The sequence below is a fragment of the Candidatus Tisiphia endosymbiont of Parasteatoda lunata genome (assembly GCF_964030955.1).
Taxonomy (GTDB): domain Bacteria; phylum Pseudomonadota; class Alphaproteobacteria; order Rickettsiales; family Rickettsiaceae; genus Tisiphia.
This window is the reverse complement of record NZ_OZ035003.1, coordinates 587,844-601,612: the sequence shown is the minus strand read 5'-3', so window position 1 is coordinate 601,612 and position 13,769 is coordinate 587,844. Positions and strand designations below refer to the sequence as shown.

Genomic DNA, 13,769 nt, shown 5'->3' with positions numbered 1-13,769 from the left:
TAACCATAGTACCCTACATTTTTTATATAACCACTAGACCTCCTTCGAAACTCGCTTATGCTGAGGGATTTGAAGGAGACGCTTCACCTCGAACCGCAGCGTACTCTAATTCCGTTACGGATTCCAGTACCGCATCATTGTCCAAATCACCAGCAGAAGTAGAGTTTCGAAAGAGGTCTACTATTAAAGATCGTCTATTAGTGAGGAGTCGCTGGAAGCGGCGACACGGCAATCCAGGATACGCGAAGCGTTACTCTAAAAAAACAGCTTCGCTGTTTACCTAGATCGCCACGACATCTAAAGAGCCTTGCTATGACGATTATAGAAAAATGTAGGGTACTATTGTTTAAGCCTTACAACAGCACTTCGCTAATAGACGGTTTTTTAACTTTCAATAGTTGTGCTTTAGACACGACGACCTTAATTCTTGAAGTTTATAATGGACTGAAAAAATTAGACAAAGAAGCAGGTATTTTTGTTTCTCAATAAGTATAGAATAATAAATAAAATTAAAGAGAAACAAATGGGTAAAAAACAAATTAAAAATTTTAGTGCAGAAGCAAAAACTAAAATAGTATTAGAGATGTTAAAAGAAGAATCAACAATAGGTCAGTTATCGGTCAAATATGAAGTAACGGCTAAAACTATGCAAAACTGGAAACGACAATTTTTAGATAATGCGTCATTGGCATTTGAGCCAGCAAAAGCTGTTAGTGAGTACAAAGGGCAGATTAGTGAACTTAAGAATCAAAACGATGAACTTGCAAAAGCATTAGGTAAGGCTACAGTCGAGAGGGACTGGGCGGTGGGAAAGCTAAACAGCTTGGACTTATCAAATAAGAAAAGTCTTGTCGACCCCAAGCTGAGTACGTTAGCAAAGACAAGGCAATGTGAACTATTAAAGATAAGCAGATCTGGAGTATATTATAAAGCTAAAGTAATGAGCTTATATAATCTTGATATTTTAAATAGAATAGATGAAATATATACGGATAACCCTGAGTATGGTTATCGTTATATATACAAACAATTATTGGAAGACGGCTTTAATGTGGGCAGAGATAGGGTGCTTAAATATATGGGAATAATGGGTATAGAAGCTATTCATCCTCATAAAAAGCAATCTACTTTTGTGAAGGATGGTCAACATAAAATTTATAGCTATTTGCTTGAGCCGTACTGGCACAAATCAGGAACGAATAGAACTATTCATGTACCTTATGTTAATCAAGTGTGGAGTGGTGACATTACTTATATTAGAACTAACGGAGGATTTATGTATCTTGTGGCGATTATAGATTGGCATAGTAAGGCAATACTAAGTTATAAAGTATCTAATTCTATGGATGCATCACTTGTAACCGATGTATTAAAAGATGCACTGAATAAATACCCTGCACCACAAATATTCAATAGTGATCAGGGTAGTCAATATACTGGACATGAGCATACGGGAATTCTAAAAGAGAATAATATACAAATCTCAATGAACGGTAAGGGTAGAAGCATTGATAATATTGTGATTGAAAGATTTTTTAGAACTTTAAAATATAATTGTATATTTATAAATGATTTTAAAAATATCGCAGAACTTAAAGATGGTATTGATAAATACATGGATAAATATAACAATCAAAGATTCCATTCAAGTATTGGTTATAAAAAACCGATGAACGTGTATCTTGATTACTTACAAAATGCAGCTTAAAAATTATGTAAAATGGGAAACAAAATTAGTGAAAAATTTGTCTTGAAAAATCAGTCCAGTTTCGTTCTACCTGAGTATATTAGAATGCTTTATTATTTCTAGCAGGACCAGCATAAGGTTTCCTATCATTATTATTACGAGGAAAATAACTTTTTTTGCCATTATGACCATTAAATGGTTTCCTGCGATTCTTACTTTCCCTCATATCTGCTCTTGAAGTAGTTTCACCTTGATTTATTAGGCGGTCAATAGCTTTCCATCTGATATTATCTTCTGGCGAAATGAATGATAATGCACAACCTGAGAGACCAGCTCTACCAGTTCTACCTATTCTATGCAAATAATCTTCAGGAGCCATTGGTAAGTCATAATTGATAACATGCTGTGTATGAGGTATATCTAAGCCACGAGCTGCAACATCTGTTGCCACCATGATCCTATGACGAGAAGAGCGAAATGATGAAATTACACGATCACGTCTACCTTGTGTTAAATCACCATGTATAGCTTCAGCTTTGTGATCTTCAAATTTCAACATTTTTGCAAGCTGATCAGCACCACGCTTAGTTTTTACAAAAATAATTATAGAACCATCACGTTCATTTAATTGCTTTATAAGCTCAGGAAATTTCTCTTTATCAGAAACACGCAAAGTTTCTTGTTTTATTTGAGATGCAGCCTTAGTAGTTGATCCAACAGTAATACGATGAGGATTAACCACGTATTTTTGCGATAATGCAATAATATGTTTTGGCATAGTAGCTGAAAACATTAAAACCTGGCGTTTTGCAGGTATATATTTATTTATCTCTTCTAATTGTTCTTTCATACCCATATCAAGCATTCTGTCCATTTCATCAAGTACTACCAGTTGGATAGTATTTAATTTTAAAGTACCACGAAGTAAATGATCTATGATACGACCTGGTGTGCCAATTATAACTTTAGGATTTACTTTTAGTTGTGTAAATTGTTTATGCATTGGTTCACCGCCTATCAAAACCGCACTAGGAAGTTTTATTTGAGTAGTTACCTTAGTTAAAGTATCACGCACTTGAGTAGCTAATTCCCGAGTTGGAACAAGTACCAAAGACATTGATTTAGTCTGTATAAAAGAATTGATTATTGGTAGCAAATAGGCAAGGGTCTTACCCGAACCAGTTTGACTAGAAGCTAGAACATCATTACCTTGCATAGCAACCGGTATGGCCTTTCTTTGAATTTCCGTTGGAGAGGTTATGTTCATGCGTTCAAGTGATATAATCACTTCATTTGGTAAATTAAAACTTTTCATTATATAAGTCCAATATTATTTATCTTAAATTAAAAATGCTCAAATGCTTTACCCCAATTCGGGATTTTAACGGTCTATTAGCAAGAAACCGCTGCAAGCAGCGACACGCAAATTCGGGATAAGAATTGACAAATTCTTATCCCAAATTGGGGTGCGATGTGGCAATCTTGTGAAGGAGACCTTATACTTTATGAAGATTGCCACAGTGCCTAACGGCACTTCGCTAATAGACGATTTTTTAATAAGAATTAGTTAATTCTTATCCAAAATTGAGACACCCTAGGCTATTAAACCAATGTCTTACATCGAATTCAGGTTAGTCAAAGCATTTGAGTAAACATATATTCTATACTTTAAAAGAATAAGTGTATGATTAAGTTCTTACGTTATAATGTGAGTTGTCAATTAATTGTGTAGTAAAAAACTATTATATTACGATGTAACAAAATACAGTCACATGACCCAACAAAATTATAACTTTAACTTACAGTGAAACACTGAATTACAAAAAATAATCCATGAAGTGTATAAAAAGATGATACTACCCAAAATTCACTAGTTTAATAACCACTCATAAATTTTGAGTAGTTGCTTGTAGTTTTAAATAAATATTATTTTATTTGTAGATTAACAGCAGAAATTTTCCCCTTATTATCTTCTAGATCAAAGCCAACACTTTGACCTTCATTAAGATTACGGATACCGGCACGCTCTACAGCCGAGATGTGAACAAAAACGTCACTCCCCCCATCGTCTAGCTGGATGAAACCGAAACCTTTGGTTGTATTAAACCATTTAACCTTACCTACTTTAGTAGCCATAAAAACCTTTTAGTATAGAGTTACTTATTTGAACTTAATTCACAACTCTTCCGTAGAAATTAAACCAAATAAATTGACAGATACAAGGTTTTCATGCTATTAAAGAGTTAATTATTAAACTCAAGCAAGCATGTTACTCTTTTTCTTAATAATTGTCAACAAGGGATAAGACAATTATGTGTAGATTCTATATTTTTCTTTGAAACATAGATATTTTAGCACAATTTATTGTCCCACTTTGGGAGAAAAACCCCGCACTTGCAGTGCGTCGTTTCAACATAAATTTTAAATATCTTATCAAGAAAAGATAAGAATGAATCATACAGATATTTTTTAACAAAATCTTACACTTCACAGATATATTCTTTTTGTGTTGTGACACTTTCTAAATGAGCCATACACAAATAGTTTCTAACTTTTAAGTTAGTACATACATGAGGCATTCATGCCGTAATATTAAGCTCTGCACTTGCAGTGCAGAGTGGTTAACTCACTGATTTATCAATTCTATAAGTAGAATTTGAAAAATAAAAATTGTAAAATTGCTAGATGTATAGCATAGATATATAAAGCATTATGGCTTATAATCCGTAAATTTATAGTAATTTTTTGCTCAAAATTTCTTGCAACCATAAATATATATTGCAAAACTCCAAATATAACTACTATAAGTACATAGATATACGACAAGGGAAAAACAGCAATGGTATGCAGTACAGTCAAAATCATAGATATTGCAAGGGCAAGCCTAAGATTACCTAGATCATGTTTAGCTATATAGCCAAGTAACATGATAGCTAAACCTATGGTACCATAATCAACCAAAAACCAAGTGCAGAACCAAAGAGCCCCAAGGAAGACAACGTGACAATAACCCTTATAGAAAAAATTATTTAGGCTATTTTGAAAACAATAAAGATAGCATTGACCTAGAAAAATAGTAATAAGTATGTTAGTTGTGGTGAACTGCTTAAATAATATGGTAGTAAAAATATGTAGTAGAACCCCGACTACAAGGATTTTAATTTTTGGTTTTTTATGAAAATTATAGCCAACAAAAAAGCAGAAAATCGGCATACTAATACGACCGATAACCCGCATTATTTCATATTCAGGGAAAAAGTATAACCCTAAATGATCTATCACCATGGTTATTATGGCTATAGTTTTCAAAAAATCTTGATAATTAGATTCAGTTTTCATCATTAATAAATTAACCTCAAATATCGATATAACGAGTTAGTAGATTGAGCATAATTCTTGTATAGTTATCCACGTTTGCAAAGCCCCCCCCGCTTTCGTAGGAATGACACCGAAGCGATTTAACCTATGTCTTACATAAAACTAAGGTTAAATTATTTTGGATAAAGTTTAAAATAATAAACCATTAGAAAAAACGTCATTGCTCCAGCTAAAATTGTGGCTGCAAGCATAAAAGTTTTTACTAATAATAATTCGGAATAATAATATTCAGAACAATAGTGCTTAATCACCCAAATTACTAGTACCATTATTACGCAGCTAAATAAAATCTTGCCACAAAAAGAGTATAATTTTGAATCAATGAAAGAATGACCATATTTCTTTGTATATATATATAACAACCAAACATTATACCAAGCGGTAATAGAGCAGCCAAGAGCGATACCAAGATGACCAAATGGTTTCATCAGAACGATATTTAATATAGTATTCACAGTAAGAGAATATAATATTATTTTTAAAGGAGTTTTCGTATCACTATTAGCATAAAATATAGGCATCAAAATTTTGGCAAGTATAAAAGCTGGTAAACCAAGGGCAAAACCGGAAATAGCTTCAGCAGTTTTAATTGTATCAGCATAAGTAAAAGCTCCACGCTCATATATTACATGAATGATTGATTCTGATAAAGCGATAATACCGAACGCAGCTGGCAAAGATAATAAAAATCCAACTTTAATAGCATTATTTTGAATCCTTGCCGCTTTTTCTAAATCATTCATTTGGTATGTTTTTGATAATTCTGGTAATAATATCGTACCAAAAGTTACCCCTATTATAGATAAAGGAAATTGGTATATTCTATCTGCATAGGATAATATTGAAATTGTCCCTTCGATGAAGCTAGCTATTGATTGCGAGATAAATAAGTTAAGTTGCTGAAACCCAGAGCTAATAGTCGCTGGACCCATACCAAACAAAAACTTTTTTACATCTTTATTACATGGGTCAAAAACTAGTGGGAATGATAAACCAACCCTAATTACACAAAAAAACATAAAGATAATTTGTAATAACCCAGCAATCAACAAAGATAAACTAATCGATATAGGAGTAGATATATGTTCTTGTAATATTACTGTTGTAATTATAACAGTAATACTTAAAATGATCGGAGAAAAAGCAAAAGCTGCAAATCTTTTTACTGAATTTAAAATTCCCCCTAGTAAAGCACTTACCGAGATAAAAATTAAATATGGCATGGTAATGCGACACAAAATAACTGTCAAATTAAACTTGTCTATATCTTCATGAAAACCAGGAGCAATGATGAACATTAATGATGGCATGAAAACCTGCATTAACACTACTACACTTACTAAAGTAATAAGTAAAATAGTAAAGATAATTCCAGTGAAATGGCGTGCTGCTTCTCGAGATTCTATGAGTTTTGTATTAAAAATAGGTACAAAAACGACTGAAAGCGCCCCTTCCCCAAAAATACGCCTAAATAGGTTGGGTAATTTAAAAGCAACATTAACACTATCAGCAATATTACCAGCACCAAATAATGAAGCAATGAATAATTCGCGAGCCAAACCAAATATACGGGAGATTAAAGTAAAGACAGCTACTATAATTCCAGAACGAAATAATGTATATCCTTTGTCTTTCATTTAAGTCGCCTCGATATCATGTAAGCACTGTTCTTCACCTTATCGTTTTCGGTCATAAAGCAAATGCCAATTATTGATTTTCTATCTTAGTAGATACCCTTAATATACCTTCATTAATCAACTCCTTAGCTTTTTGAGCATTTTCCCAGCCAGTTACCTTCACCCACTTACCTTTCTCTAGATTTTTATAATGTTCAAAAAAATGTACTATACGTTGTTTCAACATCGGACAAAGATCATCTAAATCTTTTATTGAATCAAAAGTAATATCTAGCTTAGAGCTAGGTACAGCGATAATTTTTTCATCCAATCCAGATTCATCTTCCATCATTAAAACACCAATAGGGCGTGACCTAATCACAGAGCTAGGTATGACAGGATAATGTGATACAACCAATACATCTACCGGGTCTCCATCCTCTGATAAGGTGTGCGGAATAAACCCATAATTACATGGGTAAAACATAGCGGTTTGCATAAACCTATCAACAAATATTGCTCCTGATTCCTTATCCATCTCATATTTTATAGGACTATCTTGCATTGGAATCTCGATAATCACATTTATCTCTTCATGACCAACTTTGGTCTTAATTTTTTCAACTAACATCACTTTACCCAATTAGTTAACCACTCTGCACTGCAAGTGCAGAGCTTAATATTACGGCATGAATGCCTCATGTATGTACTAACTTAAAAGTTAGAAACTATTTGTGTATGGCTCATTTAGAAAGTGTCACAACACAAAAAGAATATATCTGTGAAGTGTAAGATTTTGTTAAAAAATATCTGTATGATTCATTCTTATCTTTTCTTGATAAGATATTTAAAATTTATGTTGAAACGACGCACTGCAAGTGCGGGGTTTTTCTCCCAAAGTGGGACAATAAATAATTCATTTTGCATTTTTGCAAGCAAATATCTACATAGTGACTAATCAATGGCTTTAAAAGGTTTTCATCGCTTATCTTACCATTTTCATTAGATGCCACTAATACTCCAGCAGCAAATTTTTCAAATATTTTTTCTTCAATCTGTTGTATAGAGTTGTGTCCATCTAATAGTTCAATAATATGTTTTTCATGTAATTGCAATGGAACAACAGCATTAACTCGATTTGTCACAAACAAATTAGTTGAGTCTAATTTTTGGGCTTGGTATCTTGCTAAATCGCTTACTTTTGGTTTGGACGAGATTTCATATATTGATTGAGGTCTTGTTGCAAATATTTGTACGTACCCTTGTAACACCAGTTTTATAATTACAGAATCTAATTCTTCTCTAATATCTTTAAGCTGTAATTTTTCTAATTTTTTCATAGCTAATTTACAAATTTGATCCAAAGTCAAAGGATTACCAATATTATCAGCATAAACATAGAAAACTGCCTTTATTATAGGAGAGGACGTCGAAATATTAGGGGATTCTGAATTATTATAATGAAATCCCAAACTTTCTACTGTATTATTCATATCCACTTCGTTTTCAGACATGACTGGTATAATATTAAAAGTAGTATAAAAATCACTTAACTTACTTGGTTCAATTGTCCTATTTATAGTGACATTATTGTGGCATAATAAAGTAGTCCTAAATTTACGATTAGTGATAAAATCCATATATTGTTCGGTTCTAACAATATCATTTATCGCTTGTAATTGCTCTGCAGCCTTGGCAGGTAAATTACCGACAAACATCGCAGAGAGTGTAGAATCCCCAAGGTAATTTAAATTATGTTTTCTAGCTGTACTTATAAATTCATTGAAATAAAAAGCTGTATTTTCTTCTCCAAGATATTCATGTAGTAAATATGAATCATTTGTAGTTTTAAGAAGTTTAGTTTCGTGTTGTAAGAATTTAGAATAAGAATTATCTGAACCTTCTAAAGAATCAGTAACAAAATCTAATAATAATTTAGCTTGTTGTATTTTACTATGGTTGTCAGTAAAGGTTCTACTGTGAAACATCATCATATCTCTGATAGTTTTTTGCATATTCCAGCCTGGTAGAGTATTATAACTAATAAAGACAATACCGTTAGGGTTTAATAATTTATTGCAAATTTCAAAAATCTTGTCCTTAACTATAGTAGACACCCACGAGATTACTCCATGGCAAATTATATAATCAAACTTACCAACTGACTCATCAAGATTTAGTATAGATAAGTGTTTTAGTTCAATATTTTTAAGACCTAAACTCTTAATTGTTTCCATGCCATTAACAATTTGGACCTTTGACAAATCAATTCCTAAAGAATAAGATTTTGGGTAACTTTCAGCAAAATCAATCATATTGCCACCTTCAGCACAACCAATATCAAATATCCTAGCAGTATCTATAGCAGGAGGTTTCATGTTAAATAATAGGCCAATAGTTCTTAAATGTTCCGGTCTTGTATAAATAAAAGGAAAACTTTCATAAGGGAAATCATCATAATTAATATTATTTATTTGCTTTTCTAGTAAAGTGTTATTAGGATTATTTTTTTGCCCCATATATTTGCTCCATGATAAAAGTAATAATTACTAGTGGATTTAGTTATGTATGAACCTACCCAACAATGCAAGAAAAAAATAATATATAACAGCAAAAAAATCGAATGCAGTCATGTATCCGGCTTATAGACAATAAATCAAGCAATTTATCCTATAGCCCTGATGGAATTCGCTGGCTTACAAACTTATACTTATTATTTTATCGACTTATAAATAGCCCTTAGCTAAATCAGTTTTTTTGTAAGCTAAGGTTCGTCTTATTTACCATCAATATTATCATTCTTCGCATATTCCGGATTGGAATTTGTTAAACTTCTATTACCTATAATGTCATTTCATCAATTATTTGGAGTAGTTTTTTAACTACAAACTTTACTCTCGGTATAATCATCACCTGAACTAAGTAATGCAAATACCACCCTTGCTAGCTTATTAGCTACCGCGACAACTGTTTTATTATGACCGTTTCTCTCAGATAAATTAAACATCCACTCAGTAAACTTGCTATAATCTTTTTTAGATTTTTGTTCTTCCGTGGTAAATCTTATCTTGCTATTCAGAATGGATCTTGCCCCTTGAATTAACAAAGTACGTAAATAGATATCACCTCTTTTACTAATACCAAGCAACTTATTTTTGCCACCACTAGAGTGTTGCCTTGGCACTAATCCCAGCCATGCTGATAATTGCCTACCATTTTCAAAACAACTAGCATTACCTATTGAGGCTATTAAGGCTGTGGCAGTTATTAAACCTATACCTGGTATCATCATTAGTTGTTGGTGATTACTATACTGGCTAGCTATGATTTTTAATCGTTGTTCTAGCTCTTTTATTTTTTTATCATTTTCTACAAATTCTTCTTTTAACTCACTAAATGTTTGGTAGCTTAGCTGACTTAAATCGCCTTCGTCTAAAATCTCAGTTAATTTTGTTATAATCTTATTGATTCCTTGCGGAATAGTAAAACCAAATTCATATAATAGCCCTCTAATCTCATTAGCAAGTGCAGTACGATTTTTTACCAATCTCTGTCTTACCCTATGAGTTAACCACTCTGCACTGCAAGTGCAGAGCTTAATATTACGGCATGAATGCCTAATGTATGTACTAACTTAAAAGTTAGAAACTATTTGTATATGGCTCATTTAGAAAGTGTCACAACACAAAAAGAATATATCTGTGAAGTGTAAGATTTTGTTAAAAAATATCTGTATGATTCATTCTTATCTTTTCTTGATAAGATATTTAAAATTTATGTTGAAACGACGCACTGCAAGTGCGGGGTTTTTCTCCCAAAGTGGGACAATAAATAAAATATCTTGTTGCTCTATAGTTTTAATGGGTACAAACCTCATACTAGGTCTTGCTACTGCCTCACATATTCCTTCTGCATCAGCTTGATCATTTTTATTGGTTTTGACATAAGGCTTAACAAACTGTGGTGCCATTAGTTTTACATTATGACCTAATTTTATTGTCCCACTTTGGGAGAAAAACCCCGCACTTGCAGTGCGTCGTTTCAACATAAATTTTAAATATCTTATCAAGAAAAGATAAGAATGAATCATACAGATATTTTTTTAACAAAATCTTACACTTCACAGATATATTCTTTTTGTGTTGTGACACTTTCTAAATGAGCCATACACAAATAGTTTCTAACTTTTAAGTTAGTACATACATTAGGCATTCATGCCGTAATATTAAGCTCTGCACTTGCAGTGCAGAGTGGTTAACTAATTCTCTTGCCCAATAGCTAGCTCCACCGCAAGCTTCCATGCCTACTAGACATTTTGGTACGTTAGCCATAAAAGTTAAAACCTGTTCTCTCATTAATTTCTTCTTTAATATTGTCTTGCCATTTTTATCTACACCGTGAATTTGAAAAATTCTTTTTGCAATATCTATACCAATTGTGGTAACTTCCATATGGACCTCCTTATTGTTGTTTAGGATTCATTTCCTATCCTAGAAGATTAGCATACGCTTCTCATTCTGTATATAGGGTAGGTCCATACCATTATTTTAAGCAAGGATTTTCTACATTTCTATAGGATACCTAATTAAAAGTATCTACGATTAAAATTAAATTTCTTTTGATGTTATTTCTTCTTGATCTTTTTACAGTATTTCCTTATATTCATGAGTTGTTTTTATATAAGTGAGCCTTTTAAAAGCGGGTGTAGCTCAGGGGTAGAGCGCTACCTTGCCAAGGTCGAAGTCGAGGGTTCGAATCCCTTCACCCGCTCCAATATAAAAATGGTTCTAAGATAATACATATTCTCTCTACGGAGACGACCTAAATATGTCTGGAATAGAGTTAAATAAAATTGCCGCTTCTATTTTGTTAGCCAGTTTAATTGCAATGATGGTAGGGTTTATAACAAATATTTTGTATAAGCCTGTTTTACATCCTGAATCTCGAGGTTATAGTGTAGAAGTAACAGAAGATTCTCATAGTAACCTTGACTCTAAAGCTACTGTAGAAACACCAGTGAATATAGAAGAATTGATGAAAACTGCTAATGCTGAAGCAGGAAGGGAGATAGCAAAAAAATGCCTAATGTGCCATTCTCTTGATAAGAATAAAGCTAATAAGGTTGGACCACATCTATGGAATATTGTTGGGGCAGAAAAAGCTAAAGCAGAGAATTATAAATATTCAAGTGCTTTATCCAGCAAAGGGGGAATTTGGGATGAAGAAAGTTTATTCCATTTTTTGCATAAACCTAGTCAATATATACCTGGTACAAAGATGACTTTTGCTGGTTTAAATAAACCTCAAGATATAGCTAATGTTATAATGTTTTTAAAGACATTTGTTCATGACTAAATTCTCCCTTGATACCTCAATTTCGGATTAATTTCATTAATCCGAAATTGGAATGAGAATGTAAACAATCAGGCTTAAAGCGGTTTGACGCCTGATTGTTAAATATTTCATTTGCTAATAATCTTATTTTTATACCAATAAAAATAAGATTATTAGCGATAATAGATTAAAATGCATTCGTAGAAGTGCTTCAAGAATGTATTTTTCTGATATTATAGCCAGTTTTGGATTAAAATTAAAAATTTTAATCCAAAATTGAGGTTTGATGTACGCGAATTCGAGATAAGAATTTGTCAATTCTTATCCCAAATTCGGTGAAATCATTTATCTATAGAAGGTATCCTATGATCCTATCTGAAATTTCAATAGTAGAATGGTGGCTGATCGCTGGCGTTATTTGTATAATTATAGAATTTGCTAACATTCCAAATGTTGGTTTTTTATTTTTGGGTCTAGGTGGAGTATCTACTGCAATAATATTAAACAATTACCCGGGTCTTTTAAAATACCAGTATACGTCAATTCGGGATAAGGATATTGTGAACATGTAGATTAAAATCAAATTTTGTTGAAGGTTTATTTTTCTTTAATGAGTAAGCAACAAGAGTAGATAATATATGGACAAAGGCATTTATTGGTGATCTATGTCTAGTATGTTCAAGGTTCATTTTATTTTTTAGATAATCAAAAACTGTTTCAATTAAGTTACGTTTTCGAAGTAAGATTTTTTCTTTCAAATCCATTAATTTATTTTCCATATTCTTCTTAATTCCATGAATCATTTTTAAGCCTCTTTCATATAAATTTAAGAACAAATTTTGCTTAATATAACCTTTATCAGCTGCTATAATTCCAGTTAATCTTTTTGTTAACTCCGGTACTGGAACCCTATCATCTACATTGCCTTTGGTCACTTTTAATGCCATAAACGGTTCTGTCGCATATGTTGGACAATAGAAAAAAGATTGATATAATGATCTAAAAAAGATGTTAAGATGTTTCGTATTACTGCAAGATTATTATCATATTTCAAAGGATTTTGTTCTTCACCAGAAATAATAATGTTATTTGTCTATATGAAATGCCGATTTTCTTTAAGTTATCGAGATTTGGAAGAAATGATGAGTATAAGGGGAGCAAAAATTGATCACTCTACATTACAAAGATGGGTTATAAAATTTGTACCATTGATAGATCAGGTGGTTAGAAAAAGAAAGAAGCCAGTTGGTAGTAGTTGGAGAATGGATGAGACTTATATTAAATTAAACGGTAAATGGGTTTATTTATATAGAGCACTAGATAGTCTTGGTAATACTGTAGACTTTCTGCTACGTAAGCATAGAGACAAGCCTGCAGCACTTGCATTTTTTCGTAAAGCCTTTAGAGAGAATAATTTTCCTGAGAAAGTAGTAATTGATAAAAGCGGTAGTAATACGGCTGCTCTTAATGATTTGAATACAGAAGTTCCTAAAGATTATAAAATTAAGGTTATTCAGACCAAATACCTGAATAATCTTGTAGAACAAGATCATAGGTTTATCAAAAAACGTACAAAGCCAATGCTTGGTTTTAAGAGTTTTCATTCTGCAGAAATGACTATTACCGGTATAGAAAATATTCGTATGATGCAAAAAAGACAAATAATTGGAGCTAATGATAATCTTTCTACTTTTGAGAATTTTGCTATGTTAATGGCATCATAATGTCCAAAACCTTAGATTTTAACAATCTTG

The 13,769-nt window shown here is 32.2% G+C and carries 14 protein-coding genes, 1 tRNA gene and 2 pseudogenes; 5 read left to right on the top strand and 12 right to left on the bottom strand.

Features of this window, described 5'->3' with window-relative positions; all coding sequences use genetic code 11:
- Window positions 1-312 precede the first annotated feature (312 nt).
- Together AAHN00_RS03650 and AAHN00_RS03645 are read left to right on the top strand one after the other, a co-directional pair.
- A complete protein-coding gene (locus AAHN00_RS03650; RefSeq protein ID WP_342272158.1) occupies window positions 313-489 on the top strand; it encodes a hypothetical protein in 177 nt (58 codons plus the stop codon).
- Window positions 490-523: 34 nt separating this feature from the next.
- Complete coding sequence (locus tag AAHN00_RS03645; protein ID WP_342270888.1) at window positions 524-1,708, top strand: IS3 family transposase; 1,185 nt, start codon at window positions 524-526, stop codon at window positions 1,706-1,708.
- Window positions 1,709-1,787: 79 nt separating this feature from the next.
- On the opposite strand, the gene AAHN00_RS03640 is transcribed toward AAHN00_RS03645, so the two are convergent.
- From AAHN00_RS03640 to AAHN00_RS03590, 11 genes and pseudogenes are all read right to left on the bottom strand, one after another.
- Entirely contained in the window at window positions 1,788-3,002 is a 1,215-nt protein-coding gene (locus tag AAHN00_RS03640) for a DEAD/DEAH box helicase (RefSeq protein ID WP_341747205.1), read from the bottom strand.
- A gap of 611 nt (window positions 3,003-3,613) precedes the next feature.
- The gene (locus AAHN00_RS03635) at window positions 3,614-3,823 is read right to left on the bottom strand and encodes a cold-shock protein (protein WP_342272157.1); all 210 of its coding nucleotides are present in this window, start codon (window positions 3,821-3,823) and stop codon (window positions 3,614-3,616) included.
- Window positions 3,824-4,010: 187 nt separating this feature from the next.
- The gene (locus tag AAHN00_RS03630; protein ID WP_342272156.1) at window positions 4,011-4,205 is read right to left on the bottom strand and encodes a hypothetical protein; all 195 of its coding nucleotides are present in this window, start codon (window positions 4,203-4,205) and stop codon (window positions 4,011-4,013) included.
- Between the two features lie 125 nt (window positions 4,206-4,330).
- A complete protein-coding gene (locus AAHN00_RS03625) occupies window positions 4,331-5,029 on the bottom strand; it encodes a TraX family protein (protein ID WP_342272155.1) in 699 nt (232 codons plus the stop codon).
- 149 nt (window positions 5,030-5,178) lie between these two features.
- Window positions 5,179-6,702 carry a murein biosynthesis integral membrane protein MurJ gene (gene murJ / locus AAHN00_RS03620; protein ID WP_342272154.1) on the bottom strand — a complete coding sequence of 508 codons (1,524 nt, stop codon included), beginning with the start codon at window positions 6,700-6,702 and terminating at the stop codon, window positions 5,179-5,181.
- Window positions 6,703-6,772: 70 nt separating this feature from the next.
- Entirely contained in the window at window positions 6,773-7,312 is a 540-nt protein-coding gene (ppa, locus tag AAHN00_RS03615) for an inorganic diphosphatase (protein ID WP_341748398.1), read from the bottom strand.
- A 223-nt stretch (window positions 7,313-7,535) separates the two neighbouring features.
- A complete protein-coding gene (locus tag AAHN00_RS03610; RefSeq protein ID WP_342272153.1) occupies window positions 7,536-9,200 on the bottom strand; it encodes a class I SAM-dependent methyltransferase in 1,665 nt (554 codons plus the stop codon).
- 359 nt (window positions 9,201-9,559) lie between these two features.
- Window positions 9,560-10,228, bottom strand: a complete 669-nt coding sequence (locus AAHN00_RS03605; protein WP_410521410.1) for an IS110 family transposase — start codon at window positions 10,226-10,228, stop codon at window positions 9,560-9,562.
- Between the two features lie 279 nt (window positions 10,229-10,507).
- Window positions 10,508-10,669, bottom strand: a pseudogene (locus AAHN00_RS03600) (IS110 family transposase); the annotation flags it as partial.
- On the bottom strand, window positions 10,662-10,832 hold the full coding sequence (locus AAHN00_RS03595; RefSeq protein ID WP_342272152.1) for a hypothetical protein: 171 nt from the start codon (window positions 10,830-10,832) through the stop codon (window positions 10,662-10,664). The gene AAHN00_RS03595 and the pseudogene AAHN00_RS03600, both read right to left, overlap by 8 nt.
- A gap of 36 nt (window positions 10,833-10,868) precedes the next feature.
- Window positions 10,869-11,132, bottom strand: a complete 264-nt coding sequence (locus tag AAHN00_RS03590; protein WP_410521387.1) for a hypothetical protein — start codon at window positions 11,130-11,132, stop codon at window positions 10,869-10,871.
- A gap of 247 nt (window positions 11,133-11,379) precedes the next feature.
- Here AAHN00_RS03590 and AAHN00_RS03585 point away from each other — a divergent pair.
- Both AAHN00_RS03585 and AAHN00_RS03580 read left to right on the top strand, forming a co-directional pair.
- Window positions 11,380-11,454, top strand: a tRNA-Gly gene (locus tag AAHN00_RS03585).
- Between the two features lie 54 nt (window positions 11,455-11,508).
- Window positions 11,509-12,036, top strand: a complete 528-nt coding sequence (locus tag AAHN00_RS03580; RefSeq protein ID WP_342272151.1) for a cytochrome c family protein — start codon at window positions 11,509-11,511, stop codon at window positions 12,034-12,036.
- 518 nt (window positions 12,037-12,554) lie between these two features.
- Here AAHN00_RS03580 and AAHN00_RS03575 read toward each other — a convergent pair.
- Window positions 12,555-12,959 (bottom strand): annotated as a pseudogene (locus tag AAHN00_RS03575) (transposase); the annotation flags it as partial.
- A 72-nt stretch (window positions 12,960-13,031) separates the two neighbouring features.
- On the opposite strand from AAHN00_RS03575, the gene AAHN00_RS03570 reads away from it, so the two are divergent.
- The gene (locus tag AAHN00_RS03570) at window positions 13,032-13,739 is read left to right on the top strand and encodes an IS6 family transposase (protein ID WP_342270905.1); all 708 of its coding nucleotides are present in this window, start codon (window positions 13,032-13,034) and stop codon (window positions 13,737-13,739) included.
- Window positions 13,740-13,769: the final 30 nt, after the last annotated feature.

Bases quoted from the DNA above. Each gene is read 5' to 3' on its own strand.
- AAHN00_RS03625 (WP_342272155.1), bottom strand. From the start codon at position 5,029: ATGATGAAAACTGAATCTAATTATCAAGATTTTTTGAAAACTATAGCC.
- AAHN00_RS03610 (WP_342272153.1), bottom strand. From the start codon at position 9,200: ATGGGGCAAAAAAATAATCCTAATAACACTTTACTAGAAAAGCAAATA.
- AAHN00_RS03570 (WP_342270905.1), top strand. From the start codon at position 13,032: ATGTTTCGTATTACTGCAAGATTATTATCATATTTCAAAGGATTTTGT.
- AAHN00_RS03650 (WP_342272158.1), top strand. From the start codon at position 313: ATGACGATTATAGAAAAATGTAGGGTACTATTGTTTAAGCCTTACAAC.
- ppa (WP_341748398.1), bottom strand. From the start codon at position 7,312: ATGTTAGTTGAAAAAATTAAGACCAAAGTTGGTCATGAAGAGATAAAT.
- AAHN00_RS03590 (WP_410521387.1), bottom strand. From the start codon at position 11,132: ATGGAAGTTACCACAATTGGTATAGATATTGCAAAAAGAATTTTTCAA.
- AAHN00_RS03645 (WP_342270888.1), top strand. From the start codon at position 524: ATGGGTAAAAAACAAATTAAAAATTTTAGTGCAGAAGCAAAAACTAAA.
- murJ (WP_342272154.1), bottom strand. From the start codon at position 6,702: ATGAAAGACAAAGGATATACATTATTTCGTTCTGGAATTATAGTAGCT.
- AAHN00_RS03635 (WP_342272157.1), bottom strand. From the start codon at position 3,823: ATGGCTACTAAAGTAGGTAAGGTTAAATGGTTTAATACAACCAAAGGT.
- AAHN00_RS03580 (WP_342272151.1), top strand. From the start codon at position 11,509: ATGTCTGGAATAGAGTTAAATAAAATTGCCGCTTCTATTTTGTTAGCC.
- AAHN00_RS03640 (WP_341747205.1), bottom strand. From the start codon at position 3,002: ATGAAAAGTTTTAATTTACCAAATGAAGTGATTATATCACTTGAACGC.